At 71.8% G+C, this 26,104-nt stretch carries 24 protein-coding genes and 1 riboswitch; of the genes, 13 read left to right on the forward strand and 11 right to left on the reverse strand.

Annotated features, from left to right (window positions below):
- Positions 1-12: 12 nt before the first annotated feature.
- From L3i22_RS34940 to L3i22_RS34955, 4 genes are all read left to right on the forward strand, one after another.
- Positions 13-522 (forward strand): hypothetical protein, encoded by a 510-nt coding sequence (locus tag L3i22_RS34940; protein WP_221321752.1) that lies wholly within the window; start codon positions 13-15, stop codon positions 520-522.
- Positions 523-563: 41 nt separating this feature from the next.
- Positions 564-1,409, forward strand: a complete 846-nt coding sequence (locus L3i22_RS34945) for a DUF4097 family beta strand repeat-containing protein (protein ID WP_221321753.1) — start codon at positions 564-566, stop codon at positions 1,407-1,409.
- A gap of 89 nt (positions 1,410-1,498) precedes the next feature.
- A complete protein-coding gene (locus L3i22_RS34950) occupies positions 1,499-2,476 on the forward strand; it encodes an ATP-binding cassette domain-containing protein (RefSeq protein WP_221321754.1) in 978 nt (325 codons plus the stop codon).
- Complete coding sequence (locus L3i22_RS34955) at positions 2,473-3,261, forward strand: ABC transporter permease (RefSeq protein WP_221321755.1); 789 nt, start codon at positions 2,473-2,475, stop codon at positions 3,259-3,261. The genes L3i22_RS34950 and L3i22_RS34955 overlap by 4 nt, the downstream gene beginning before the upstream one ends.
- A 79-nt stretch (positions 3,262-3,340) precedes the next feature.
- On the opposite strand, the gene bluB is transcribed toward L3i22_RS34955, so the two are convergent.
- Positions 3,341-3,979: a 5,6-dimethylbenzimidazole synthase gene (gene bluB / locus L3i22_RS34960; protein WP_221321756.1), complete on the reverse strand. Its 639-nt coding sequence runs from the start codon at positions 3,977-3,979 to the stop codon at positions 3,341-3,343.
- 34 nt (positions 3,980-4,013) lie between these two features.
- Positions 4,014-4,218: riboswitch (cobalamin riboswitch) on the reverse strand.
- A 93-nt stretch (positions 4,219-4,311) separates the two neighbouring features.
- Between bluB and L3i22_RS34965 the strand changes: the two genes are divergently transcribed.
- On the forward strand, positions 4,312-5,193 hold the full coding sequence (locus L3i22_RS34965; RefSeq protein WP_221321757.1) for a hypothetical protein: 882 nt from the start codon (positions 4,312-4,314) through the stop codon (positions 5,191-5,193).
- 79 nt (positions 5,194-5,272) lie between these two features.
- Here L3i22_RS34965 and L3i22_RS34970 read toward each other — a convergent pair whose 3' ends face one another.
- Positions 5,273-6,733, reverse strand: a complete 1,461-nt coding sequence (locus tag L3i22_RS34970; protein ID WP_221321758.1) for an alpha/beta hydrolase — start codon at positions 6,731-6,733, stop codon at positions 5,273-5,275.
- Positions 6,734-6,815: 82 nt separating this feature from the next.
- Complete coding sequence (locus L3i22_RS34975; RefSeq protein WP_221321759.1) at positions 6,816-7,589, reverse strand: DeoR/GlpR family DNA-binding transcription regulator; 774 nt, start codon at positions 7,587-7,589, stop codon at positions 6,816-6,818.
- Between the two features lie 97 nt (positions 7,590-7,686).
- Between L3i22_RS34975 and L3i22_RS34980 the strand changes: the two genes are divergently transcribed.
- The 5 genes from L3i22_RS34980 (at position 7,687) to L3i22_RS35000 (ending at position 13,074) form a co-directional block, all read left to right on the forward strand.
- Positions 7,687-8,982 carry an alpha-glucosidase/alpha-galactosidase gene (locus L3i22_RS34980; protein ID WP_221321760.1) on the forward strand — a complete coding sequence of 432 codons (1,296 nt, stop codon included), beginning with the start codon at positions 7,687-7,689 and terminating at the stop codon, positions 8,980-8,982.
- Between the two features lie 106 nt (positions 8,983-9,088).
- Positions 9,089-9,970 carry an SIS domain-containing protein gene (locus L3i22_RS34985; protein WP_221321761.1) on the forward strand — a complete coding sequence of 294 codons (882 nt, stop codon included), beginning with the start codon at positions 9,089-9,091 and terminating at the stop codon, positions 9,968-9,970.
- Between the two features lie 64 nt (positions 9,971-10,034).
- Positions 10,035-11,333, forward strand: a complete 1,299-nt coding sequence (locus L3i22_RS34990) for an ABC transporter substrate-binding protein (RefSeq protein WP_221321762.1) — start codon at positions 10,035-10,037, stop codon at positions 11,331-11,333.
- Entirely contained in the window at positions 11,333-12,253 is a 921-nt protein-coding gene (locus L3i22_RS34995; protein ID WP_221321763.1) for a carbohydrate ABC transporter permease, read from the forward strand. Before L3i22_RS34990 ends, L3i22_RS34995 begins: the two co-directional genes overlap by 1 nt.
- Positions 12,253-13,074, forward strand: a complete 822-nt coding sequence (locus L3i22_RS35000; protein WP_221321764.1) for a carbohydrate ABC transporter permease — start codon at positions 12,253-12,255, stop codon at positions 13,072-13,074. Before L3i22_RS34995 ends, L3i22_RS35000 begins: the two co-directional genes overlap by 1 nt.
- A 184-nt stretch (positions 13,075-13,258) precedes the next feature.
- Here L3i22_RS35000 and L3i22_RS35005 read toward each other — a convergent pair whose 3' ends face one another.
- Positions 13,259-14,119: an LLM class flavin-dependent oxidoreductase gene (locus tag L3i22_RS35005; RefSeq protein ID WP_221321765.1), complete on the reverse strand. Its 861-nt coding sequence runs from the start codon at positions 14,117-14,119 to the stop codon at positions 13,259-13,261.
- Between the two features lie 140 nt (positions 14,120-14,259).
- Between L3i22_RS35005 and L3i22_RS35010 the strand changes: the two genes are divergently transcribed.
- Positions 14,260-15,435 carry a glycosyltransferase gene (locus tag L3i22_RS35010; protein ID WP_221321766.1) on the forward strand — a complete coding sequence of 392 codons (1,176 nt, stop codon included), beginning with the start codon at positions 14,260-14,262 and terminating at the stop codon, positions 15,433-15,435.
- Between the two features lie 4 nt (positions 15,436-15,439).
- On the forward strand, positions 15,440-16,003 hold the full coding sequence (locus L3i22_RS35015; RefSeq protein WP_221321767.1) for a TetR/AcrR family transcriptional regulator: 564 nt from the start codon (positions 15,440-15,442) through the stop codon (positions 16,001-16,003).
- Positions 16,004-16,470: 467 nt separating this feature from the next.
- Here the strand turns inward: L3i22_RS35015 and manD are convergent, their stop codons facing one another.
- From manD to L3i22_RS35045, 6 genes are read right to left on the reverse strand one after another with little or no spacing between them, the layout of a single operon-like run.
- Entirely contained in the window at positions 16,471-17,679 is a 1,209-nt protein-coding gene (gene manD, locus L3i22_RS35020; RefSeq protein ID WP_221321768.1) for a D-mannonate dehydratase ManD, read from the reverse strand.
- Positions 17,676-18,509, reverse strand: a complete 834-nt coding sequence (locus tag L3i22_RS35025) for an ABC transporter permease (protein WP_221321769.1) — start codon at positions 18,507-18,509, stop codon at positions 17,676-17,678. Before L3i22_RS35025 ends, manD begins: the two co-directional genes overlap by 4 nt.
- The gene (locus tag L3i22_RS35030) at positions 18,506-19,393 is read right to left on the reverse strand and encodes an ABC transporter permease (protein ID WP_221321770.1); all 888 of its coding nucleotides are present in this window, start codon (positions 19,391-19,393) and stop codon (positions 18,506-18,508) included. Before L3i22_RS35030 ends, L3i22_RS35025 begins: the two co-directional genes overlap by 4 nt.
- Complete coding sequence (locus L3i22_RS35035) at positions 19,390-20,427, reverse strand: ABC transporter ATP-binding protein (protein WP_221321771.1); 1,038 nt, start codon at positions 20,425-20,427, stop codon at positions 19,390-19,392. Before L3i22_RS35035 ends, L3i22_RS35030 begins: the two co-directional genes overlap by 4 nt.
- Positions 20,424-21,632, reverse strand: a complete 1,209-nt coding sequence (locus tag L3i22_RS35040; RefSeq protein ID WP_221321772.1) for an extracellular solute-binding protein — start codon at positions 21,630-21,632, stop codon at positions 20,424-20,426. Before L3i22_RS35040 ends, L3i22_RS35035 begins: the two co-directional genes overlap by 4 nt.
- Positions 21,633-21,645: 13 nt before the next feature.
- On the reverse strand, positions 21,646-22,626 hold the full coding sequence (locus L3i22_RS35045; RefSeq protein ID WP_255657392.1) for a LacI family DNA-binding transcriptional regulator: 981 nt from the start codon (positions 22,624-22,626) through the stop codon (positions 21,646-21,648).
- A gap of 118 nt (positions 22,627-22,744) precedes the next feature.
- On the opposite strand from L3i22_RS35045, the gene L3i22_RS35050 reads away from it, so the two are divergent.
- Positions 22,745-23,227 carry a hypothetical protein gene (locus tag L3i22_RS35050; RefSeq protein ID WP_221321774.1) on the forward strand — a complete coding sequence of 161 codons (483 nt, stop codon included), beginning with the start codon at positions 22,745-22,747 and terminating at the stop codon, positions 23,225-23,227.
- Here L3i22_RS35050 and L3i22_RS35055 read toward each other — a convergent pair.
- The gene (locus L3i22_RS35055) at positions 23,224-26,067 is read right to left on the reverse strand and encodes an AAA family ATPase (RefSeq protein ID WP_221321775.1); all 2,844 of its coding nucleotides are present in this window, start codon (positions 26,065-26,067) and stop codon (positions 23,224-23,226) included. The two genes, L3i22_RS35050 and L3i22_RS35055, sit on opposite strands and share 4 nt — an antisense overlap.
- Positions 26,068-26,104 lie beyond the last annotated feature (37 nt).

Consider the following 26,104-nt stretch of genomic DNA (forward strand, 5'->3'; position numbering starts at 1 on the left):
CATAGTGGCGTCATGGAACTGCGCCCCTACATCGAAGCCGTGCGTCATGAGCTCTCGCTCGCGGCCGCGGCCGGCGGCGACGACGCCCGCGAGCTGGCCGAGCGGCTGACCGCGCCGCTCGAGTCCGCGATCCGGCTCGCCCTGCTGGACGCCCTCTCCGAGGCGGCCACCGAGATCACCCGCGATCTCGCGCCCGGCTCGGTCGACCTGCGCCTGCGCAACCGGGAGCCGGCCTTCGTGGTGACCCCGGCCCCCGCCGACACCTGGACCGACCAGTCGGCGCCCACGCCGGAGCCGGCGCCCGCACCCACGGTGGGTGAGGACGAGGCCACCGTCCGGATCAGTCTGCGCCTCCCCGAGCACCTGAAGGGCCGGGTCGAGCAGGCCGCCACCCGCGCCGGCGTCTCGATCAACACCTGGCTGATCCGGGCCGCGGCCGCCGCGGCCGACGGCGACGCGCCCCGCCCCGCGGTGATCAGCCCGGCCACCGGCGGCCAGCGCTACACCGGCTGGGTCCGCTGACCCCCCTCGAAGGACCCCCTCGCAGGAGAACGGAGCTTCCCATGCCCATTTTCGACACCACCGGACCGATCACCGCCGTCGTCGACGTCGTGATCGGCGACCTCCAGGTGGTCGCGACCGACCGCCCGGACACCGTCGTCACCGTGCGCCCCGCCTCCGCCGCCAATGACCGGGACACCCGGGCCGCCGAGCAGACCCGGGTCGACCTCGTCTCCGGCATCCTGACCGTCCGTGGCCCCCGCCAGCCCGGCCTCGGCATGTTCGGCAAGGTCGGCTCGGTCGACGTGCTGATCGAGCTGCCGGTCGGCTCCGGCCTGGACGTGAAGCTCGGCGTCGGCGGGGCCCGCTGCACCGGCGCGCTCGGCGCCTGCCGGCTGCGCACCGGCGCCGGCGACCTGCAGGTCGAGCAGGCCGAGACGCTGTCCCTGGTGACCGGGATGGGCCTGGCCCGGGCCGAGTCGGTCACCGGCGACGCCACCCTGACCACCGGCTCCGGCCGGCTGGAGATCCGCTCGGTGGCCGGCCCGGCCGTGCTGAAGAACGGCAACGGCGAGACCTGGGTCGGCCACGCCGGCAGCGAGCTGCGGATCAGCTCGGCGAACGGCGACATCGGCGCCGACCAGGCCGCCGACGGCATCACCGCGAACACCGCGAACGGCAACATCCACGTCCGCGAGCTGATCCGCGGCGCGGCGACGCTGCGCAGCGCGGCCGGCCGGATCGAGGTCGGCATCCGGTCCGGCACCGCGGCCCGCCTCGACGTGCACACCCACTACGGCAAGGTCCGCAACGACCTGACCGCCGCCGACGGTCCGGCCGAGACCGACGAGCGGGCCGAGGTGCGCGCCCGGACGGCGTTCGGCGACATCCTGATCCACCGCTCCTGATCCACCCCTCCTGATCCACCGCACCATCCCCGGCCGGGGAGCCCGTGCCCCGGCCGGCGATAGCCCCTGCCCAAAAATGGGAGACGCGAATGACCGCGACAGTCACCACCCGGCCCGCCGTCTCGGTGGCCGGCCTGCGCAAGACGTTCGGCACCAAGACCGTCCTCGACAACATCGACCTGACCGTCACCGAGGGGACCGTGTTCGCCCTGCTCGGCCCGAACGGCGCCGGCAAGACCACGATGGTCCGGATCCTCGCCACCCTGCTGCCGGCCGACGGCGGCTCGATCCGGGTGGCCGGGCACGACCTGGCCCGGGACCCCGACGGGATCCGTGCAGCGATCGGCCTGACCGGCCAGTTCTCCGCGTTCGACCGGCTGCTGACGGTCCGGGAGAACCTGCGGCTGATGGCGAACCTGCACCGGCTCGGCAAGGCCGAGGGCGGCCGCCGGGTGGACGCCCTGATCGAGCGGTTCGACCTGGCCGAGTCGGCGAACAAGCCGGTGTCGCTGCTCTCCGGCGGCCAGCAGCGCCGCCTCGACCTGGCGATGACCCTGGTCGGCAACCCCCGGCTGATCTTCCTGGACGAGCCCACCACCGGCCTCGACCCGCGCAGCCGGCACACCATGTGGCAGATCGTCCGCGGCCTGGTCGCCGAGGGCGTCACGGTCTTCCTCACCACCCAGTACCTGGACGAGGCGGACGAGCTCGCCGACCGGATCGCGGTGCTCGACCACGGCCGGATCGTCGTCGAGGGCACCCCGGACGAGCTGAAGCGCCGGATCCCGGGCGGGCACCTGCGGCTGCGCTTCGCCGACCCGGCGGCGCTGCAGGCGGCGGCCTCGGTGCTGGACGGCACGCAGCGCGACGACGAGGCGCTGACCCTGCAGGTGTCCAGCGACGGCGGCGTGGCCTCGCTGCGCACGGTGCTGGCCACGCTGGACCGGGCCGGCGTCGAGCCGGCCGACCTGACCATCCACACCCCGGACCTGGACGACGTGTTCTTCGCCTTCACCGGCGCGCCCGCCACCACCCCTGCCGAGCACGAGGACGAGGAGACCCGATGACCACCCTGGCGCACACCATCACCGACTCGCGGACCATGTTCCAGCGGCAGTTGCTGCACCTCAAGCGCTACCCGTCACTGACCCTGATGCTGATCGGGCTGCCGGTGATCTTCCTGCTGCTCTTCGTCTACGTGTTCGGCGGCACGCTCGGCGCCGGGCTGGGCAGCGGCGGCGGCCGGTCCGCGTACGTGAACTACCTGTCCCCCGGCATCCTGCTGTTCACCATCGCCGGCGCGGTGGCCGGCACCGCGATCTCGGTGGCGATGGACATGAACGAGGGCATCGTCGACCGGTTCCGCAGCATGGCCATCGCCCGCGCGTCGCTGCTGACCGGGCACGTCCTGGGCAGCCTGGTGCAGATCTTCATCGCCCTGTTCTTCGTGCTCGGCATCGCGCTGGCGATCGGCTTCCGCCCGAACGCCACCCCGGTCGAATGGCTGGCCACCGTCGGCATGCTGCTCGCGATCTCGTTCGCGCTGACCTGGCTGGCGGTCGCGCTCGGCATGGTCGCCGACAGCGTCGAGACGGCCAGCAACACCCCGATGATCCTGAGCCTGCTGCCGTTCCTGGGCAGCGGTTTCGTCCCCACCGAGACGATGCCGGCCGGCCTGCGCCAGTTCGCCGAGTACCAGCCCTTCACCTCGATGATCGAGACCCTGCGCGGCCTGCTGCTCGGCACCGGCATCGGCAACAGCGCCTGGATCGCCCTGGCCTGGTGCACCGGCATCTCGGCCCTCTCCTACCTGTGGGCCAAACGCAAATACAACCAAAGAGCCACCCATTAAAAACACCATTGCGACGGTACGGCGGTAGCCCCGCCCCGAGGCCCAGCCGGAACCTCCCGGCTGGGCCTCGCACCCGCGGTCAGTCCCGCCCCGGGCCACCCCACCGGTCCTCGTGCCGGGCGAGCCGCAGTGGCCGCCGGCTCCGCCACCCGTGCCGTTCCAGGTCCGGGACCTCCGGCACCCGGCTCACCGGTCCCAGGCACAGCCAGGCGACCGGCCGGATGCCGTCCGGGATGCCGAGCAGTCCCCGCAGGAACTCCTCGCGGTAGAACGACACCCAGCCCACGCCCAGGTCCTCGGCCGTCGCGGCCAGCCACAGGTTCTGGATGGCCAGGCACACCGAGTAGAGCCCGGCGTCGGCGATCGCATGCCGCCCCAGAACCGCGGGACCCCCGCGCTCCGGGTCATAGGTCACCACGATCGACAGCGTCGACTCCAGCACCCCGTCGATCTTGATCCGGGCGAACCGGGCGGCCGCCTCCGGCTCCAGGGACGCGGCGAACACGTCCCGCTCCGACCGCACGTGCTGGTGAAACGCCTCCCGCAACCCCCGGTCCCGGACGACGACGAAGTCCCACGGCTGGGACATGCCGACACTGGGCGCGGCGTGCGCGGCGGTCAGGATCCGGTCCAGCACCGCCGCCGGCACCGGCCCACCGGTGAACTCGCCCCGGACATCACGGCGGCGGTGAACGATCTCGTACAGGTCGTGCGTCATGGCAGGCTCCCGCTGCGCTCGGCCCCGGGCATGCCGGGGCGATCAGGCGCGAGGCCGGTCTTCGGACTCCCGGATCGTCACCTCACCGCCCGCCTTCCCAGCCGTCCCCGGCCAGTGGCTACGCGCGAACGCGTATGGGCGGCAGCTCCCCGGTCACCGCGGCGGGCCCGTGCCGGATTCCCACCGGCTTCCCAGATTCTCCCCACCAGCGGCGGGGCACCTCGCAACAGTTCATGCCGTCGCCGACCCTATCGCCCCCGCAGAGCCGCCTCCGGGGACCGCCGGTCCCGGCCGTAAAATCCGGCCGATCACCACCCTGCCGGGAAGGCCGCATGCACCTCTACGGCTACGACGAACAGCCAGTGACCCCTGTCGACGAGTGGCTTGATCCGGAGCGTCTGATGAAGACCTTCGGCGTCGACCGCGCGGCCGCCGATCGCATCATCGAGGAAGAACGCGATCGCCCTTGTCCGTCGAGCACGGAATTGGCGGTCGACGGGTCGTACCTGTTCGAGGAAAAAGCATTCTGGCCGGCCCACCTGTCCTATACCGTCGGCGAGGAAACGGCTGCCGAGCCGGCTTTCGGTCTTTCCTGGGCCGACATCGAGAGCATCGGTCGACCGCTGATCGAGCGTCCCGATCGGTGGCCGGCATTTACCGTGCCCCTTCCGCGCGGCGGGGTGATCCTCATCATCCACCGGACGCAGGTGCCCCGGTCCTTGGGCCGAGGCGGCAGATGGGTGCGGCGTAAAGCGGAACACCACATGGAGTTCTGGCTCGCTCCCCCGAGCGGCGACGGCATGCTTCTGGCCGATGTGTCGGCTGAGCGCCTGGGGCCGGGCCTGCGCTGGCCGGAGCTCAAAGGCATCGCTCAGGCCGGCGCGCCGGATCGCCGGGAGATCGCCCGCCGGCTTCTGCTGCTGGCGCCGATCCTCGGCGACAAGGAGCAGAGCGACGAAGCCGTCGCCTGGTTCGCCCGGGCATTGTCGCTCATGGGCGGACTCGACCGGCTGTCAATGCCGGTCCGCCGCGCCGCCGACGGACTCGCGAACGGCAATGAACTGTTCGGATACGCGAGCTGGCGGCACGACGACGACATCTGGATCTGCGACGGCATCGACAGCGCCAGAAATCCGGCCGGCCACCTCGCCCTGCCGCCCCGGGACCTCCGGCGAGCCGGCGAAACGCTGCAATCCCTGGTCGAGAATCCCTAGGATTCGCCGGCGCGGGCCACAAAGCCGCGAGATCAGCCCGGTGGTCCAGCCGACACCGGTCGGCTGGACCACCGCATGGTCAGGCGGGGCAGGTCACATCGTGCGCCGGGCGGGTGCCGTCGGTCAGGAACGCGGTCACCCAGGCGTCGCCGCAGGGGTTTCCGTTCTCCAGGTAGGAGCCGTGGCCACCCGCGTCCACGGCGACCATCCGGGCGCGGTCGCCGAAGGCGGTGCGCAGGTTCAGCGCCTTGCGATAGGGCGTGGCCGGATCCCGCAGGTTCTGCACGAGCAGCACGTTCGACGGACCGTCCGGGGTGACCCGCACCGGCGGCTCGACCGGGGCGGGCGAGAACGCGCAGGTGTAGATGTTGACCGGCATGCCGGCCGTGAGCGGGAACGCCTGCCGGTTCGCCGACACCCCTGCGGCGTACGACCGGATGTCCCGCGGCCAGCGCACGTCGTGGCAGATCGTCGCGTTCAGCACCGCGAACGTGTTCTGCAGCGCCGCCTCGGGCGCGGCCCCGGTCGGCGGCAGCGGGCCACCCGCGAGCGCCGCACTCATCAGCCCGGCCAGCTGCGGGAACCGCGAATCCGAGTAGAGCCCGTTGAGCAGGTTCGACCGCAGCGTGTTCCCGTCCAGCACCGGCGGATCGGCTCCGGTCCACGGCAGCGGTTCCCGGTCCAGCGAATCGGCCAGCCGCAGGTAGGTGCCACGCACCGCCGCCGGGTCGACGCCGAGGTGGTACTGGCCGTCGCGGGCGGCGGCCCAGGCCGCGAAGTCCGGGAACCGGTCCTCGACCCCGATCGCGTAGTTCGCCGCCCAGCCCCGTTCGACCAGCTCAGGATCCGGGTCGTCGTTGCTGTCGAGCACCACGCGATCGGTGTGGGCGGCGAACATCGTGGCGTAGACCGCGCCCACGTAGGTGCCGTAGGAGACGCCCCAGTAGGAGATCCGCCGCTCGCCGAGCGCCTGCCGGATCGCGTCCAGGTCGCGAGCCTCGTTCCGGCTGCTGATGCTGTCGTAGACCGGCCCGCCGTTGTCCGCGCAGGCCGCGGCCGCCCGCCGGGACCAGTCCACGGTCGGCGTGATGTCGCCGCCCGCGCCGGGCCACGGCATGATCCGGGTCTGGGTGATGTCAGCCGGCTGCAGACCGCACGAGACCAGCGCGCTCGCCCCCACCCCGCGCGGGTCGAAGGAGACCAGGTCGTAGCGATCGAGAACGGACTGCGGCAGCTTGCCCACATAGGCGCTGGGCCGGTTGACGCCGGAGTTGCCCGGGCCGCCGGGGATCAGCACCAGCACCCCGCGGCGCAGGCCGGGCGCGGCCGTCCGGAGGCGGGAGATCGCCAGGTCGAGGCGCGGCCCGCCGGGCCGGGCGTAGTCGACCGGGACGGACACCGTGCCGCACTCCTGGCGCGGATCGACGGCAGCGGACGCCGGGCAGGCCGACCAGGCCGGGCCGGGTGGGGTGGCGGACCAGGCCGGCACCGGCACCGCGAGGCCGGTACTGACGAGAGCGGCGATCAAGACCGTTTTCATACGGTCGAGCCTCGTCACCCGATCGCCCGGGGTCGATAGACCTGGCTCCCCGCCGATGGTCGGGCTAACCCCACCACGGACCTCAGGACGCGATGATCACCTCGGTGCCGGTACGGCGGATCGCGTCGATGCCGGCCGGGTCCGCGCTGGCGTCGGTGACCAGCGTGGCCACGTCGGTGACCGGGCAGATGCCGGCCAGGCAGACCTTGCCCACCTTGGAGCCGTCGGCGACCACGATCACCCGGTCGGCGCGGCGGATCATCGTGGCGTTGGTGTTCGCCTCGATCTCGTCGTGGGTGGTCAGGCCGCCGCGGGCGCTGATCCCGTCGACGCCGACAACCGCGACCGCCATGTTCAGCCCCTGCAGCGCGTGGTCCGCGATCGGCCCGACCAGCTCGTACGACTGGGTCCGGGACACCCCGCCCGTCATGATCAGTTTCAGCCGGGGGCGCAGCGCCAGCTCGGACGCGATGTTGAGGGCGTTGGTCACCACGGTCAGGTCGACGCGCTCGGCGAGCAGCCGTGCGAGCAGGTGCGTGGTGGTGCCGCCGGTCAGACCCAGGGTGAGCGGGCCCTTCGGGAGCAGCCCCGCGACCGTACGGGCAATGAGGGTTTTCTCTTCCCGGTGTTGACCTGTGCGGTAACGGACCGGCAGCTCGTAGGCGACGTCGACGGCGACCGCGCCGCCGTGGGTCCGCGAGAGCAGCCGCTGGTCCTCGAGGATCTGCAGGTCACGCCGGATGGTGGCGGCCGAGACGGCGAACTCGTCGGCGAGGTGGCCGGCGTCGACCGACCCGGTGGCGGTGACCCGTTCGAGGATGGCCGACACTCGGTCGGCGCGACGCAGAGACGACATGGAACCTTCCGAAGTCCGGTGATCAAACGCGCATTCAATATAGTTCGTTTCCGAGCGATCCTTGCACGAGCGTGCAGGCGGCCCCGAGACTCCTCCCATGACCGTGATCGCTTTCCTGGGCGCGGGCAGCGTGGTGTTCACCCGCGAGCTCCTGGCCGACATCCTCTCCTTCGACGAGTTACGCGGCGTCACGCTGGCCCTGCACGACATCGACCCCGAACGACTGGAGACGGCGGAGCTGATCGCCCGCCGTACCGCGTCGCAGTTGAATGCGACGCCGAAGATAACCGCCCACCTGGACCGGAGGCAGGCCCTGGACGGGGCCGACTTCGTGATCAACGCGATCCAGGTCGGGATGTACGCCGCGACCGTGCGCGACTTCGAGATCCCGGCGAAGTACGGCCTGCGCCAGACCATCGCCGACACGCTCGGCGTCGGCGGGATCTTCCGCGCGCTGCGCACCTTCCCGGTGCTGGACGGGATCGCCGCGGACATCCGCGCGATCTGCCCGGACGCCTGGCTGCTCAACTACACCAACCCGATGGCGATGAACGTCGCCTACCTGGGCGCGATCGCCCCCGACCTGAACGTCGCCGGGCTCTGCCACTCGGTCTTCTGGACCGTGCACGACCTGGGCGCACTGCTCGGCGTGCCGCACGAGGAGATCGACTACACCGGCGCCGGGGTGAACCACCAGGCCTGGCTGCTGCGCTTCGAGCATCGAGGGGAGTCGCTCTATCCGCGGCTCGACGAGCTGCTCGACCGGGACCCGGAGTTGCGGCGGCGGGTCCGAATGGACATGTACCGGCGGCTCGGCTGGTTCCCGACCGAGACCAGCGAGCACTCCTCCGAGTACGTGCCGTGGTACCTGCGCCACGACAGCGAGATCGACCGCCTGCGCATCCCGGTCGGCGATTATCTCGGCATCAGCGCGGACAACGTCGCCCAGTACCACCAGACCCGGCGTGGCCTGCTGGCCGGCGAGCCGCTGGATCTGACCCGCGAGGCCACCGAGTATGCCCCGCAGGTCATCCACAGCATGGTCACCGGCACCCCGCGCCGCATCCACGCAAACCTCATCAACAAGGGATTGATTTCCAACCTTCCTGAGGGGTACGCCGTGGAGGTCCCGTGCCACGTCGGAGCCGACGGGCTCCACCCGGAACCGGTCGGCGACCTGCCGCTGCAGTGCGCCGCGCTCAACCGGACGTTCGTCAGCGTCGGCGAGCTGACCGTTCGCGCGGCGGTCGACGGCGATCCCCGGATGGTCCGGCAGGCCGCGATGACCGATCCGAACACCGCCGCGAGCCTGACCGTGGACGCGATCTGGGAGCTGTGCGACGAGCTGACCGCGGCCCACGGCGACCTGATCCCACCGGCGCTGCGCGGCTGACCGGCCGGCGCCGGGCGGCCGCGGTGATGATCAAGCGCGCATCCTGGAATGCTCGTTTGCTGCGCGCATCTTGCAAAGCGATCACAAACGAGCATAATCCACGAGCATGAATAACACGCTCGCCGAGGTCGCCAGCCAGCCCGAGGTGTGGCGGCGGACCGCGCCGCTCGCCTCCCTGGCCCGGCAGGAACTGGCCGCGCCGGGAGAACGGATGTTGCTGCTCGGCTGCGGCACGTCGTGGTTCGTCGCACAGAGCATCGCCGAGCTACGGGAGAGCGCCGGGCTCGGCGAGACCGACGCGGTCTGCGCTTCCGAGTACGTGCCGCGCCGGCGTTACGACCGGGTCGTCGCGGTCACCCGCTCGGGCACGTCGACCGAGGTCCTGGCGGCGCTGCGGCAGGTCCCGGCCGGGACGCGGCGGATCGCGATCACCGCGGTCCGCGGGGAGCCGGTCGACGACCTGACCGACGCCCAGCTCCGGCTCGACTTCGCGGACGAGCGGAGCGTCGTGCAGACCCGATTCCCGACGTCGGTGCTGGCGCTCGCGCTCACGACGTACCGAAGCAAGGCTCTTGATCTGATCGTCGCCGACGGCGACGCCGCTCTCGCCGCGCCGCTGCCCGCCGACCCGGCGGACATCGACCACCTGGTGTTTCTCGGCACCGGATGGACCATCGGGATCGCCCACGAGGCGGCCCTGAAGGTCCGCGAGTCGGCGCAGGCCTACTCGGAGTCCTACCCGGCGATGGACTTCCGGCACGGGCCGGTCGCGGTGGCCGGGCCGCGGAGTCTGATCTGGTCGTTCGGCGACGTGCCGGTCGGCCTCGACGACGTGGCGCGGCAGGCCGGCGCCACCGTGCACCGGGACGATCTGGACCCGATCGCGCAGCTGGTCCTCGCCCAACGATTCGCCCTGGCCCTGGCCGCCCACCGTGGCCTGGACCCGGACCGCCCCCGACTGCTCACCCGCTCCGTAGTACTGGCCTGACCGCTTTTGATTTTTCGCTCCGTCCTCACCTGACCCGCCACTGTTGCCGCGGAGGTGTCCCGATATGAGACCTGGACTGTTGACCGGCGGCGCGGCCGCCCTGTTGCTGCTGACCGCCTGCATGGGCGGCACCGCCGAATCCGGCAAGGACGCCGCCGCCGGCTACGACCCGGCGGCGACCGTGGAACTGACCTGGTGGACCGGGCAGACCGAGGAGGCGGAGAAGGTCGCCGAGTCGCTCGCGGCCGAGTACCACACCGCCCATCCGAACGTCACGATCAAGACCTCGCCCGGCGCCCCGACCACCGACGACCTGCTCACCAAGCTGTCCGCCGGCTTCACCGGCGGGAACTACCCGGACATCTCGTACGCGTTCGGCAGCTGGGCCGGGGAGCTCGGCGGCAGCGGCAAGACACAGGACCTGACCGCTTTCGTTCAGGACCCGGCGTTCCAGTGGACCGAGATCCCGGAGGCCGCCCGGCTGACCGCGACCGCGGGCGGCAAGGTGATCGGCGTCCCGGCACTGGTCGACAACCTCGCGCTGATCTACAACAAGCCGTTGTTCGACAAGGCCGGCCTGGCCTATCCGACCGATCAATGGTCGTGGGAGGACTTCCGGGCCGCGGCCAAAAAACTGACCGATCCGAAGACCAACACCTACGGAACCGCCTATTCGGTTTCGGGCAGCGAGGACACCACCTGGCACCTGTGGCCGCTGCTCTGGCAGAACGGCGGAAAGATCCTCGACGGCACCAAGCCCGCGTTCAACTCCGACGCCGGGGTGAAGGCCCTGGAAACGCTGCGGCAGATGGCCGTCGACGACAAGTCGATGTATCTGGACCAGACCGACGAACGGTACTGGCGCCTTTTCAACAGCGGGCGGATCGGCATGATGATGTCCGGCCCGTGGTCCCTGCTCGACCTGAAGGAATCCAAACTCTCCTACGGCGTCGCGGATCTGCCCGGTGTCAACGGCGACCACCAGACCGTTTCCGGGCCGGACCTGTGGGTGCTCTTCGACCACACCGACGTCAATCGGGCCGGCGCCTCGCGCGCCTTCATCAGCTGGCTGACCAGCAGCGCGATCGACGCGAAATGGAACCTGGCGGTCGGTAACCTGCCGCTGCGGACCACCGAGTCGACCACCCCGGAATTCGCGAACTACGTCAAGGAGTACCCGGGCGGCGACAAGTTCTTCGCGAACCTGTCCAACGCCAAGCAGGCCCGCCCGACCGTGCCCGGATACGAGGAGATGTCCCGCAACGTCGGGGACGCGATCGCCTCCGTACTGCAAGGAAAATCGCAGCCCAGGGAAGCGCTCGACGCCGCCGCCAAGAAGTCCGAGAACGCGCTGGTGAACTGATGGCGGCACTGACCTTCGCGGTTCCCCGGACGGTCCGGGTGCCCCGCCCGAACGCGCGGCGGCACCTGACCGGCTGGGCCTTCGTCGGCCCGGCCACGCTGATCGTCGTCGGACTCTCGCTCTTTCCGGCGGTGTGGGCGTTCTTCATCTCCCGGGCCAAGTGGAACGGCATCACCGCCGGGGTTCCGGTCGGCTGGCGCAATTACCAGCAACTCGCGCAGGACCCGGACATGCTCGCCGCGGCCCGGCACACCCTGCTGCTGACCGCGCTGTTCGTGCCGGCGTCGATCGTGCTGGGCATCATCGTGGCGATCGCGCTCAATCAGCGGATCCGGCTGATCGGGTTCTATCGCACGTGCATCTTCGTGCCGTACGTCGCCTCGGCCGCGGCCACCGGCATTCTCGCCTCGTTCGTCTTCAATCCGCAGTTCGGCGCGGCCAACGACGTGCTGCGCCATCTCGGCATTCCGCAACAGCAGTTCCTGGAGAGCCCGTCGCAGGCGCTCTACGTGATCGTGCTGATCGCGCTCTGGGGCGAGGTCGGCTTCACCACGGTCATCTATCTGGCCGCGCTGCAGGACATCCCGAAGGAGCTGGTCGAGGCGGCGACCATGGACGGCGCCGGGCGCTGGCGGGTGTTCCGGCACGTCACGCTGCCGGAACTGCGGCCGGTGACGGTCTTCGCCGCGGTCTGGCAGACGATCACCGCGGTCCAGCTGTTCGACCTGATCTACACGACCACCCGGGGCGGGCCGTTGAACAGCACCCAGACGGTCGTCTATTACATCTACGAATTGGCATTCCAGACCCAGCGATTGGGGTACGGCGCGGCGGCGGCCTATCTGCTGTTCGTCGTCACGTTGCTGCTGACCCTGGGAATCATCTGGTACAGCCGCCGGCGCGGTTCGGAGGTCTTCTAGTGCTGCGGAAACTTCCGTTCAGTCCCTGGCATCTGCTGCTGATGCCGCTGGCATTGTTGTTCGTATTACCACTGGTCCAGATGGTGCTCACCTCGTTCATGAGCAACGCGGAGATCAACCAGTTCCCGCCGAAACTCATCCCGACCACGCTGCACCTGGAGGGCTGGCGGGCGCTGCTCGCCGAGACGAACGCGGTGCGCTGGCTGCTGAACTCGATCCTGGTCTCGGCCGTCTCGGTGGTCGCGCACCTGGTGCTCTGCTCGACGGCCGGCTACGGCTTCGCCCGGCTCAAGTTCGCCGGGCGGGGCATCGCGTTCGTCGTCGTGGTCGCGACCGTCATGATCCCGATCCAGCTGCTGATGATCCCGACCTACCTGATGTTCGCCCGGATCGGCATCGTGGACACCCTCGCGGCCGCGTTCGTACCGTGGCTGGCCTCTGCCTTTGGCATTTTCATGATGCGCCAGTTCTTCCTGTCGCTGCCCGCCGAGCTGGAGGAGGCGGCCCTGATCGACGGGTGCGGCCGCTGGCGGACGTTCCGCAGCATCGTCCTGCCGCTGGCCCGGCCGGCGATGGCCACGCTGGCCGTGTTCACCCTGCTGTCCAGCTGGAACGACCTGCTCTGGCCGCTGATCGCGATCTCCGACGACAGCCGGTTCACGCTGCAGGTCGGGCTGGCCACGTTCCAGGGCACCCGGCACACCGAGTGGTCCCAGTTGATGGCCGGCAACGTGCTCGCGACGATGCCGCTGATCCTGGCGTTCCTGCTGGCCCAGCGCCGGTTCATCGCGACCATGTCGTTCAGCGGGCTCAAGGGCTGACCGGAATTGTCCGGCCCGGTGGCCGGCGGACGGCTGCTCCGCCAGGTGCGGGCCACCCGGTACCGGGCCTGCCCCGCCTGCGGGCGGGGACGAGGCCCGGTGAGTGGTTCCGGGCAGGCGGGAAGCTCGGGCACCACCTGCGGACGCGACACCGGGGCACCGCCGGCCGTCGCGCGACGGCGGGCTATCGGGCGGACAGGACCTCGTCGGCCAGCCAGCGGGCGACGCCGATCGGGTACGGGTCGGGCACGCTGAGGACGAAGTGCTGGAAGCCGGCCTCCACCGCCTCGGCGATCTTGGCTCGGGTGGCGGCCGGGTCGTCGTAGGAGACGCCCAGGTGGATCGAGCGGGTGATCTCCGCCGGGTCGCGGCCGATCTCGGCGCAGTAGCGGTCCAGCAGGGCGCTGCGGGACGCGACGTCCTCGATCGGGCCGCCGCCCGGGATGTTCCACAGATCGGCGTGCTCGGCGACGATCCGCAGGGTGGCCGAGGCCCGGCCACCGATCATGATCGGCGGGTGCGGCCGCTGCACCGGCTTCGGGTTCCCGAAGGCCCCGGTGACCTGGACATACTTCCCGTCGAAGTCGAACGGCTCCGGCGACGTCCACAGTCGTTTGATCACGGTCAGGCCCTCGTCCAGGCTGCCGACCGCGTGCTCCACGTCGTGGAACGGCAGGCCGTGCGCGCTGTACTCCCGGCGGGCCAGCGGGTGGCTCGGGCGGGAGCCGACCCCGATCCCGAAGTCGAGCCGGCCACCGGAGACCACGTCGACCGTGGTGGCGATCTTGGCGAGCAGCGCGGGCGGCCGGAACCGGTTGCTGGTGACGAGCAGGCCCAGGCGCAGTCGCCGGGTCTGGGCGGCGAGCGCGGAGAGCAGCGTCCAGCCCTCGAGGATCGGGCCGCCGGGGTCGCCGCCGATCGGCATCAGATGGTCGAAGAGCCAGGCGTGCTCGATCTCCGGCACCGCGTCGGCCTCCTGCCAGACACGGAGAATGTCCTGGTAGTCGACCTGCTGCGGGGCTGTCATGATCCCGAATGAGGGCATGGTTGTCTCCTGACGTGACGAACCGGAACGTGGTTCCGCTCAATGATACGGAACCACGTTCCGCTTTGCTTCGCAACCGCGGGAATCGAGTGACCGGCGACACGCGGTCGGACTACTACGATCGTAGTAGATTGGCAGGCATGAGAAACGTGGTGATCGTGACGATCGGGACGCGGGGCGACGTCGTTCCGAGTGCCGCGATCGGCGCCGCGCTCGCCGCGCGAGGCGACCGGGTGACGATCGTGACCCACGCATCGCTGCGCGGCCTGGTCGAGAAGGCCGGTCTCGGCTTCGCGGCCCTGCCCGTCGAGTTCGGCGCCGGCCCGCTGTCGTCGGCGCGCTTCGCCAGGGTGCTGGCCGGGCGCTGGGTGGCGATCGGCCGGGCGATCGCCACCGCGGCCCGCGACGCGGACCTGCTGGTCCTCGCCCCGATGGCGATGCTCGGTCACCACGTCGCCGAGGCCCGGGGGATCCCGAGCATGGGCGCGTTCCTGCAGCCGCTGGAGCCGACCCGGGCGTTCCCGCCGCCGCCGCTGACCACCCGGTCGCTGGGCGGCTGGGGCAACCGGTTCGCGGCGCGGGCCTTCCGCGGTCTCGGGCAGCTCCCGTTCGCGCGGGCCACCGCCGAGTTCCGCCGCGAGCTGGGCCTGCCGCCGCTGGGCACCCGGGCGATGTTCCGCCGGCTGGACGAGGAGCGCTGGCCCGTGATCCACGGCTTCAGCCCCGCCGTCGTCCCGCCACCACCGGACTGGCCCGCGCACCGCCCGATGACCGGCTACTGGCAGCCCCCGCCGACCGGAGCGCTTTCCGCCCGGGTCCGAACCTTCATGAACGACGGCGAGCCGCCGATCTTCCTCGGGTTCGGCAGCATGACCGCGCCCGGCCTCACCGACGCCGTGCGCGCAGCGCTGAGCCACCTCGGCCGGCGGGCCGTCGTTCAACGGGGGGCGGCGGGCCTGTCGGCCGAGGGCCCGAACCTCCTGGTCATCGACGAGGAGCCGCACGACGAGCTGTTCCCCGGGATGGCCGCGGTGGTCCATCATGGCGGCGCCGGCACCACCGCGGCGGCGTTACGGGCCGGCGTGCCGTCGGTGGTCGTGCCGTTCACCGCCGATCAGCCGTTCTGGGGGCACCGGATCGCCGCGCTGCGGGCCGGTCCGCCGCCGGTGCCGGTCCGCGGGCTGACCGCGCGGCGGCTCGTGTCGGCGATCGACGCGGCGCCGGCCTTCCGGCCCGGTGCACAGGCGGTGTCGCGGCAGCTCCGGGCCGAGGACGGGGTCGGCGCCGCGATCACGGAGATCGGGAAAGTATGGTGACCGTGTGCCGCACCCGACCGCCGTCCGGATCGCCGACGCGGCCCTCGAGGTGCTCGGCACCGGGGGCATCCACGCGCTCAGTCACGCCCGCGTCGACGCGACCGCCGGGCTGCCCAGCGGCTCCACCTCGAACTACTTCCGGACCAGGGCGCGGCTCGTCGACGGCGCGGTCGAGCGGCTCCGGCAGATCGACACGGAGAGCTTCCAGGCCAGGCTCGCCGCCGGCTTCCCCGGGTCCGTCGACGAGCTCATCGCGGCGTATGTGGCGTTCACCGACGACGCCCTGGGCCCGTCCCGGGTCCGGACCGCGGCGCGGTTCGTCATCTTCGCTCAGGGCGTGGTCGAGCCCACCCTGCTGGAGCAGCTCAACGCCGACCGCAGACTCCTGTCCGAATGGACCGCCGCGGCCCTGGTCTCGCTGGGCGTCCGGCAGGCGACGGAGGTCGCGCCGCTGCTGCTGGCCGGCATCGAGGGCCTGCTGCAGCACCACCTCTCCGGCTTCACCCCGGGCCCAGCCGAGCCCGACGTCCGCCGCCTGATCACCGCCCTGACCAACAGCCGCGCCTGACAAATCGGCGCCCACCGCCGGCCTGACCACCACCCCGACCAACAGCCGCGGCGGAAAGGGCCGGCACCCACCGCCTGGCCACCGCCCCGACCAACAGCCGCGGCTGAGAGGTCGACGCCCACCGCCCGGCCACCGCTCGGCCGGCGGACGCGACCGACAGGTCGATGCCCGGGACGATGTCCGCCGCCCGGTCATGGCCCTGGCCGACGTTCAGGTCGGACAGGCCGGCGTCCCGGCTGCTGTACGCAGCGCGTGCCCAGAGGCAGCTCCCCCGAGACACGACCGCCGTCCTCGCACAGCTGAGCCCGCCGGCCGGCGGCCGCCGAGACCCGGCCGCCGTCCTCGCGCAGCTGAGCCCGCGGGCCGACGGCAGCCGAGACACGGCCGTCGTCCTCGCGAGGCGAAACCTGCGGGGCGGCGGGCGGCAGCGGCCGGCGTTGCTGGAGGTTGGGGGTGCCGGAGCCGTGTCACCAGCTGTGCAGGGTGCCGTCGGTGAGGCGGTTGATCGGGAGGGCGGCCGGGCGGTAGGGGTATTGCGCCGCCAGCTCCTCGTCGATGTCGACGCCGAGGCCGGGGGTCTCCGGTGGGTGGAGGTAGCCGGCCTCGAAGTGGTAGCCGTGCGGGAAGACCGCGTCGGTCTCCGGGGAGTGCGGCATGTACTCCTGGAGGCCGAAGTTCGGGATGGCCAGGTCCACGTGCAGGGCCGCGGCCAGGCAGATCGGCGACAGGTCGGTGGCCCCGTGCGAGCCGCTGCGAACGTGGTAGAGGGCGGCCAGGTCGAAGATCCGGCGCAGGTGGGTGATGCCGCCGGCGTGCACGACCGTGGTGCGGATGTAGTCGATCAGCTGGCCGGTGATCAGCTGCTGGCAGTCCCAGACGCTGTTGAACACCTCGCCGACCGCGAGCGGCGTGGTCGTGTGCTGCCGGATCAGCCGGAAGCCCTCCTGCAGCTCGGCCGGGACCGGGTCCTCCAGCCAGGTCAGCGCGTAGGGCTCCAGGCTCTTGCCGAGGCGGGCGGCCTCGATCGGGGTGAGCCGGTGGTGCACGTCGTGCAGCAGCCGCAGACCCGGGCCGAACTCGGCGCGGACGTCGGCGAGGACGCGCGGCATGTGGTCGAGGTAGAGCGCGGTGTCCCAGACCGACTCGGCCGGCACCGCCGCGGACGCGGGCTCGTAGGTCTCCCCCGGCTTGCCGACGCCGTAGACCGACTCCAGCCCCGGAATGCCGGCCTGAACCCGCACCGCCCGATACCCTAAACCGACATATCGCGATATTTCCGAGAGCAGCCCCTCCTCGGTGTCCGCGTTCGCATGACCGTAAACGGTCACGCCCTCCCGCGACCGCCCGCCGAGCAGCTGATAGACCGGCAGCCCGGCCACCTTCCCCTTGAGATCCCACAGCGCGGTGTCCACCGCCGCGATGGCGGTCATCGTCACCGGCCCCCGCCGCCAGTAGGACCCCTGGTACAGGTACTGCCAGGTGTCCTCGATCCGAGCCGGGTCGCGCCCGAGCAACGCCGGCACCACGTGCTCCCGCAGGTAGGCGGCGACGGCCAGCTCCCGGCCGTTGAGGGTCGCGTCCCCCACCCCGTACGTACCCTCGGAAGTAATGATCTTCAAGGTCACGAAGTTGCGGCCCGGGCAGGTCACGATCACCCGGGCGTCCACGATCCTCACTCCGGGTCCTCCTTGACCCGGGCCACCAGCTGCGTCGGATTCACGAAGCGCAACGCCACCACCAGCAGGATCAGCATCATCACGCAGTAGATGACGGCCATCGCGTCGACCGACTGCTGGGCCCGGATCCCGGCCGCCGACATCGAGTAGAACAGCGCCACGACCAGGGTCTGCGAGTCCGGCCCGGCGGTCAGGAAGGTCAGCTCGAACATCCCGACGGTCCGGACCACGACCAGGATGGACGCCGCCAGGATGCCCGGGACGAGCAGCGGCGCGAGGATCGAGGTGAACACGTGCCGGGTGCGCGCGCCGCACATCCGGGCGGCCCGTTCGACGGCCGGGTCGATCTGCTCGATGAACGGGGTCATCGTCAGGATCACGAACGGGACCGAGGGCACCAGGTTGGCGAGCACGACGCCGGAGAGGTGACCGGCGAGGCCGTACTTGTAGAGGACGGTGGCCAGCGGGATGCCGTAGGTGATCGGCGGCATCAGGATCGGCAGCAGGAAGAGCAGGTAGAGCAGGCGGCTGCCGGGGAACTTGCGGCGGGCCAGCACGTACGCCGCGGGCACCCCGACCAGCACCGAGATGCCGGCCACCAGCAGGCAGACGACGAGCGTGACGGTCAGCACCGGCAGCAGCGTGAAGTCCGTCCACGCCTGCCCGTACCACCGGGTGGTGAACGCCTCCGGCAGCCACGTGTCGAACCACCGCACGCCGAACGAGTTGACCAGCACCGACCCGATCACGCCGGCCAGCCCGACGAAGAAGATGACGACCAGTCCCCAGACCACCCAGGCGCCCGGCCGGGCCACGATCCGCCGGCTCATCCTTTGCCTCCCGCGGTCGAACCGGTGTAGAGCAGGCTGCGCAACCCGAGCACGACGCTGATGACCACGAGCTCGACCGCGCCCATGATGATCGCCGCCGCCGAGGCCGCCGCGTAGTCGTAGTGGACGTAGGCCGCCTCGTACGCCGCGATGCTGATCACCCGGGTGCTGCCGGACGGGTCGCCGACCAGGATCGCCGACGGGAAGACGCTGAACGCGAGGACGAACGTCAGGCAGAACGTGGTGGCCAGGCCCGGCGCGAGCAGCGGCAGCGTGATCCGGAAGAACCGCTGTGCCCAGCCCGCCCCGAGCGTCGCCGCGGCACGTTCCAGGCTCGGATCGATCCCGGACAGGTAGGAGAGCACGAGCAGGAACGCGAACGGGAATCCGGTGATCACCAGCGAGAAGAACACCCCCCAGTAGTTGTGGGTGAGCGTGACCGGCTGGTCGACCAGGCCCAGCGTCAACAGGAACCGGTTGAACCACCCGGTCGGCCCGAGGAAGTTCAGCAACCCTTCCGCGGTGAGCACCGTCCCGAGCGTGATCGGCACGACCAGGACCGTGGTGAGCAGCCGCTTGCCGCGGAACCGGCCGCGCATCCGGTACGCGATCGGCACCGCGGCGAGCACGTTGAACAGCGCCGCCGGCAGGGCGATCGCGAGCGTCGTGCCGATCGTGTCGCGCTGGTAAGCATCGGTGAAGAAGGCCCGGTAGGCGGCGAGCGCCCCGCCCTGCGCCGGCTGCAGCGACACCGCGATGCCGTAGCAGAACGGGTAGACGAACAGCACGACGACGAACACCGTGGCCGGGACCAGGAGCAGCAGTTGCGGGTCGACGCCCCGCTCGGCGAGCCGGTGCCGGATCGCCAGGGTGGCGGTGGTCATGCCGGAAACACCAGCAGCCGGTCGGGCGGGAAGGTCACCGACACCTTGTCGCCCGGCGCCAGGCGCTGTGACGTGCGCAGATGCAACGTCAAGCCGTCGGCTGTCCGGGCTTCGGCGGCGATCTCCCGCCCGTGGTACTCGGCGACCTCCACGGTCACCTCGACTCCCGAGGGGTCGAGCACGATGTCGTCGGGACGGATCGCGGCCACCACCGGATCACCGGGTTGGACCGGGCCGGCCGGGCTTCCCGCCGTACCTCCGAATTGGTCGATTTTGATCTCGGCGGCCGAGAGAAAGATGCCGGGCAGCAGGTTGCGGAAGCCCATGAAATCGGCGACGTGCCGGTTCGCGGGCCGGGTGTGCACCTCCTCCGGAGTGCCGATCTGCTGGACCCGCCCGGCGCGCAGCACCACCAGGCGATCGGCCATCGACAGCGCCTCCTCCTGGTCGTGCGTCACATAGACCGTGGTCAGGCCCAGGTTCTGGTGCAGCCGGCGGATCTCGGTGCGCATCTCCAGCCGCAGTTTCGCGTCCAGGTTGCTGAGCGGCTCGTCCATCAGCACCAGCGACGGCTCGACGACGACCGCGCGGGCGATCGCGACCCGCTGCTGCTGACCGCCGGAGAGCTGGCCGGGCAGCTTGCCGGCGTGCTCCTCCAGGTGCACCAGGCGAATCGCCTCGTCGGTCCGGCGCCGCGCCTCGGCCCGCGCCACGTTCCGCATTTTCAGACCAAAGGAAATATTCTTGCGTACGGACATATGCGGGAAAAGTGCGTAGTTCTGGAAGACCATCCCGAACCCACGGCGCTCCGGCGGCAACGTGTCCAACCGGTCCCCGTCCCGCCAGATGCTGCCGGCGCTGAGCGGGAGCAGCCCGGCCAGGCAGTTCAGCGCGGTCGACTTGCCGCACCCGGACGGGCCGAGCAGCGCGATGAACTCGCCCCGCCGGATCTCCAGGTCGAGCCCGGTCAGGGCGTCCGCACCGGCGAACCGGCGGGTCACCCCGTCCAGGCGCAGCGACGCGAACGTCGTCATTTCTTGACCTTGGCGCCGCCGACCTCGCGGTCCCACCGGTCGAACGCGGCGACCAGGGCTTTCGCGTCCAGCGGGACCTCGATCGGGTTGTTCGCGATGAGCTTGAGGTACTCGGGCCGGCCGTACTCCCGGATCGCCTGCTGGCTCTCCGCGGGCGCCATCTCGATGGTCACGCCGTCGACCGCCGGGCCCGGGAAGAAGTAGCCCTTGTCGTACGCCTTGGCCTGCTGTTCCGGGGTGAGCATCCAGGCCAGCAGGTTGAGGACCGCGGACTGCTTGTCGGTGGAGACGCCCTTCGGCACGACCGCGTAGTGCGCGTCGGTCACCCAGTGGAAGCCGTTGAGCGTGCCGATCTCGGCCTCCTTCGGCACCGTCCCGAGCACCCGCGGGTTGATGTCCCAGCCGGTCGTCGACGCGATGATCTTCGCCGAGCCGTTCGCCAGGTTCTTCATCGTCTCGCTGGTGGTGGACGGGTAGAGCGTGACCGTCTCGCCGAGCTGCTTGAGGTAGTCCCAGGTCTTCGCCCAGCCGTTGACCGGGTCCTTCGGGTCGGTGTCGCCGAGCAGGTAGGGCAGGCCCATCAGGAACGTCCGGCCCGGACCGGAGTTGGACGGGCGGGCGTACTGCACCGCGCCCGGGTTCGCCTTGGCGTAGGCGAGCAGGTCGGCGGTGTTCCGCGGCGGGTCGGGCACCTTGGCCGGCAGGTACTCGATCAGCGGCCCGGACGGGTAGTAGGTGACCGTCACGCCCTGGTCGCCGGCCAGTTTCTGCATCGCGGCCGCGCCGTGCAGGTAGTTGTTCATGCCGGGGAGGCGGCTCGCGTAGGTCGGCAGCAGCGGCACCCACAGCTGCTGGTCGATCCCGGCGGCCAGGCCGTCCACCCCGGTCAGCACCAGGTCGATGTCCACCCGGTTGGCCGCCTGCTGCGCCTTGATCTTGCCGACCAGCTCCGGGGCGGTCGCCTTGGTGTAGGTGACCCGCTCGATCACCCCGCTGTTCTTCGCCACGAAATCGTCGATCATGCCCTGGGTGAGCTGCAGGTCCCCGGCCACGTCCAGCACGTTGAGGGTGACCGCCTTGGCCGGCTTGTCCGGGACCGGGCCGGACGCGCTGGTGGCCGGCGTGTTGTTGTCCGGCGGGCTGCACGCGGCGACGGTGACCGCGGCGGCGGTGAGGGTGAGGAGTTGGCGGCGACTGGGCGACATGGTCGTTCCCTTCTTACCGAACTGGACCGGTTGATCCACGCACGATCAACTGGGTGGGCAGCACCCGGCGGGTGGCGCCGTCGTCCCGGTCGGCCATCAGCTCCAGCAGCAGATCCACCCCGACCCGGCCGATCTGCTCCTTGGCGATCGCGACCGTGGTCAGCGGCGGGCCGACCAGCCCGGCGACCAGGATGTCGTCGAAGCCGACGACGCTCATCCGCTCCGGGACGGCGACGCCCCGGACGTGGAACCGTTGCAGCAGCCCGAGCGCGACCAGGTCGTTGTAGGCCAGGACGGCGGTGGCCGCGGAGGCGAGCACGAGGTCGGCGGCGGCCGCTCCGCCGTCGACGGTGGGCGCGACGTTGCCGGCCTCGACCAGGGTCATCTCCCGGGCGGCGGTCGCGGCGCGCAGGCCCCGCAGCCGGTCGCGGTTGGACCAGGAGGTGCGCGGGCCGGCGACGTACGCGATGGTGCGGTGACCGAGCGCGTGCAGGTGCGCGACCGCCTGCCGCATGCCGTCGGCGCTGTCCGCGGTGACCGACGGGAACGGCGTGATCCGGCGGTTCAGCACGACGATCGGCTTCTCCCCGGCGAACGACCGCAGGTCCTCGTCGGGCGCCCGCGGCGAGCAGAGCAGGAACCCGTCGACCTGCTTGGCGAGGGCCCGGATGGCCGGCACCTCGACCGCCGGGTCCTCGTCGGTGTCGCTGAGGAAGACCGCGTAGTCGAAACGGCGCGCCTGGGTCTGGATCGACTTCACCACCGACGGGAAGAACGGGTTGGCCAGATCGGGCAGGACCACGCCGATGTTCAGGGTGCGCCCGGTGATCAGGCTGCGGGCCACCCGGTTGGGGTGATATCCGAGCTCCCGGGCCGCGCTCTCGACGCGCTCCCGGGTCTCCGGCCGGACCCGTGCGGGATCGGCCAGGGCCCGGCACACCGAGGACTGCGAGACCCCGGCGAGCCGGGCGACGTCCTTGATGGTCACCGCCACGACAAACCCCTTGATCATTCGATGTCGATCGATCAATGGAGTCAGTCTGGAATCGTTTCCAGAATATTGTCAAGAAGTTGCGCACAGACGGTCAGACCGGTGTGGCAGGGTGTGGCCCATGTTGTTGCTCGCCCGGCTGGCCGGGTTCTTCGCCGCGCACGGCATGTGGTCGATCGCCGACGGAGGCGGGCCGATCACCCCGCTGCTCGGACACGAGAAGGCCGACGGGCGGCGCGGCGGCGCCCGGTTCGCCGACGAGGACCTGGAGCTCGCGGTCAAGGCCGGGCAGGCCGCCCTGGCCGGGAACGCCGAGCTGGCGGCCCGGGCGGTGCTGGTCTTCGACGGCTATGTTCCGCTGCCGAGCGGGCGCACCGACGCGCTGATCATCGAGGGCGCGGAGTACGAGCCGGCGCTCCGCACGCTCCGGATGGCGGTGCCGTACCGGCCGTCGCCGTTCGCGGTCTTCCGCCCGAAATTCCTGCTGGCCGACGGCGTCGAGCGGGACGGGTTCGCGGCGCTGGGCGACGCGTTCTACGCGGGTGTCGACTCCCACGAGCAGGCCGGCCCGCTCTGGAACGCGAGTCTGGATCAGTCCATCTAGTTCTCCGGCAGGGACGTGGCCAGCTGGGCGCGGCTGCTGACCGCGAGCTTCTGGAAGACGTGGGTCAGGTGGGTCTCGACCGTGCGGCGGGTGACGTAGAGCTGGTCGGCGATCTGCTTGTTGCTGTGCCCCAGCGCGGCCAGGACCGCGACCCGGTGCTCGGCCGGCGTCAGCGCGCCCGGGCCGGTGATCACCGTCCGGCGCGGGCGCCCGCCCGCGGCGAGCAGCTCCTGCCGGGCCCGCCGGGCGATCAGCCGCATCCCGCCGTGATCGGCCAGGTCCAGGGCCTGGACCAGGGGATCCCGGGCGGCCGCGCGCTGGTTCGCCCGGCGTAGCGCGGCGCCCAGGTCGGTCAGCACCCGGGCGTACTCCAGCCGCATCGGGGACGCGGCCAGCAGGTGGGCGGCCTGGGTCAGCAGCGGGACCGCCTCGACCGGCGGGACCGTGCGGGCCAGCGCGCGCAGGCCGGCGCCGCGCGGACCGGCCAGGCCGACCCGGGCGGCCAGGTCCAGGTGCTCCTCGGCCAGCCGGCGGGCGGCCGGGAAGTCCCCGAGCGCGGCCAGGGCCAGGCAGTCGTCGACCCGCCAGGCGGCCAGCCCGGGGTGCCGCGCGCCGAGCGCCTGCCAGATCGCGGCGGCCGCGGTCAGGTCGGCGTGCGCGTCGGCCGGGCGGTGCTGGGCCAGGCGCAGGCGGGCCCGGCGCTCCAGCAGCAGCGCGGTCCGCAGCTTGCCCGGCGCCAGGCTGCCGAGCCCGGCCACCGCGGCGGCGCTGGGCCGCGGCCGGTCCGGGCTGCCCCAGCCGGCCGCCTCCGCGGCGGCCAGGGCGGCCTCGGCGGACGGCAGGTCGTCGGCCTCGGTCAGCGCCTCCACCAGCGGGAACACCGTCCAGACCAGACCCGGTGCGGGCGGGTTGGCGAGCTTGAACTCGAACGCGAACCGGGCGTCGGCGACCGCGTCCCCGACCCGCCCGGCCGGGACCAGGGCGTGCGCCCGGACGAAGCTGCCGTGCGCCAGCGCGGTCATCCAGCCCCGCGGGCGGACCTGGTCGATCAGCGCGTCGCACAGCCCCCGGACGATGTCCAGCTCCTCCGTCGCGACCAGGGCGAACTTCAGCACGGTGGCGAGCAGCGACCCGATCTCGGCGTCCAGGGCCGGGCGCAGGATCGCGGCGGTCTCGGCGGCCGGCCGGCCCTCGATCGCCGCGAGGTGCCCGTGGTGCACGCCCCACACCGGCGCCACGTCCGGGCCGGTGTGCCGCAGCGTGCGCCGCCGCGCGTCGGGGACGGTCGCGGCGTCCAGCCAGGCGGAGCAGACCAGTTCCGCCTCGATCTCGTCGAGGACCGCCGGGGCCGCGCCGGGGGCCGGATCGGCGTCCAGGATCCGGTGGCAGAGCCGCAGCGCCTGATCGTGGTAGCCGGCCATGCCCAGCGCCCGGGCACCGGCCAGGGTGATCCCCGCCTGCTGATCAGGATCGGTCGCCCGCTCCACCGCCGAGGCCAGCAGCGGGTAGGCCTCCGGCTTGACCTGCTCGGCGGTGACCAGGCCGAGGCGACAGAGCAGATCGGCTTCGGCGTACGCCTCGATCGGCCCCTCGGTCAACGCCCGGCGCAGGAAGGTCGCCGCGTTCTGCGCCGCGCCCCGCCGCCAGGCGCGGTCGGCAGCCGTGCTCAGCGCGCTGACCGTAGCGGGCTCACCAGCGGGTTCGGTACGCAGCAGGTGGAGCGCGACGGTCTCCGGGTCGGCCCGGGACGCGGCGAGCAGCCGGGCCGCCCGGCCGTGCCACAGGGCCCGCTCGCCCGCCGGCAGCCCGGTGTAGAGCGCCGCGGCGACCAGCGGGTGGACCAGCGCGTACCCCTCGATCCCGCCCTCCAGGAGCCCGGCGGACCGCAACCGGTCCGCCAGGAGCGAGGCGTCGGAATGATCCAATCCGGCCAGCTCGCGGGCCTGCCGCAGGGACGCGCCGCGCCCGAGCACGGCGAACGCCCGGGCCAGCGAGGCGGTCCCGGCGGGCAGCCGGGCGAGCTGGCGGTCGACCGCCCGGGCGACCTGGTCCGGGCCGAAGTCACTGAGCCCGGCGGCGACCTCGTCGGACGGTTCGAGACGTTCCGCGGCGAGGTGGTCGAGCAGCGCGCCGAGCAGGAACGGGTTGCCGGCGGTGGCGGCGTGGCAGGCCGTGATGAACGCCGGACCGGCCGCGGGGAGGCGGTCCAGCACGATCGACCGGACCGCCTCCGGTCGCAGCGGGCTCGGCCGCACCGGCGCGCCCGCCGCGGCCAGCAGCTCGGCCAGCAGGTCCGGTTCGGCCGGCGGCTCGCCGGAGCGGACCGCGCACAGGATGCCGAGCGGCAGCCCGGTGATCCGGCGGGTCAGCTGACCGAGCCAGCGCAGCGACGGGGCGTCCGCCCAATGTACGTCGTCGACCAGCAGCAGCGTCGCCGCCCGGGCCGCGAGTCCGCAGGTCAGCCAGGTCAGTCCGTGCGCGGCGGCGTGCATCGCGTCGCCGGTCGGGGCGTGCGTGGCGCCCTCGTCGTCGAGCGCCCGGCGCGCGGGGGCGGCCGCGCCGACGGCCAGCGCGTCCCACTCCGAGGTCTGTCGCAGCGGCGCGAACAGCTGCCGGGCGATCCCCCAGCCGGCGTCCCGTTCCAGCGGGCCGCCCCACGCGGACAGCACCCGCAGGCCGGCCGCCGCCGCGTCGAGGCCGGCGGCGGCGAGCAGACTGGACTTGCCGATCCCGGCCGGGCCCTCGACGACGATCACCGCACCGGTCCCGGAGCGCACCTCGCCGAGCCGGTGGTCGAGCATCGCCAGCTCAGCATCGCGTTGCACGAGGGTGCGCGGCATGGCGCTGACCGTACGTGGTGGCGGCCCGCCGCGAAAC

This window comes from Actinoplanes sp. L3-i22 (assembly GCF_019704555.1).
GTDB lineage: Bacteria > Actinomycetota > Actinomycetes > Mycobacteriales > Micromonosporaceae > Actinoplanes.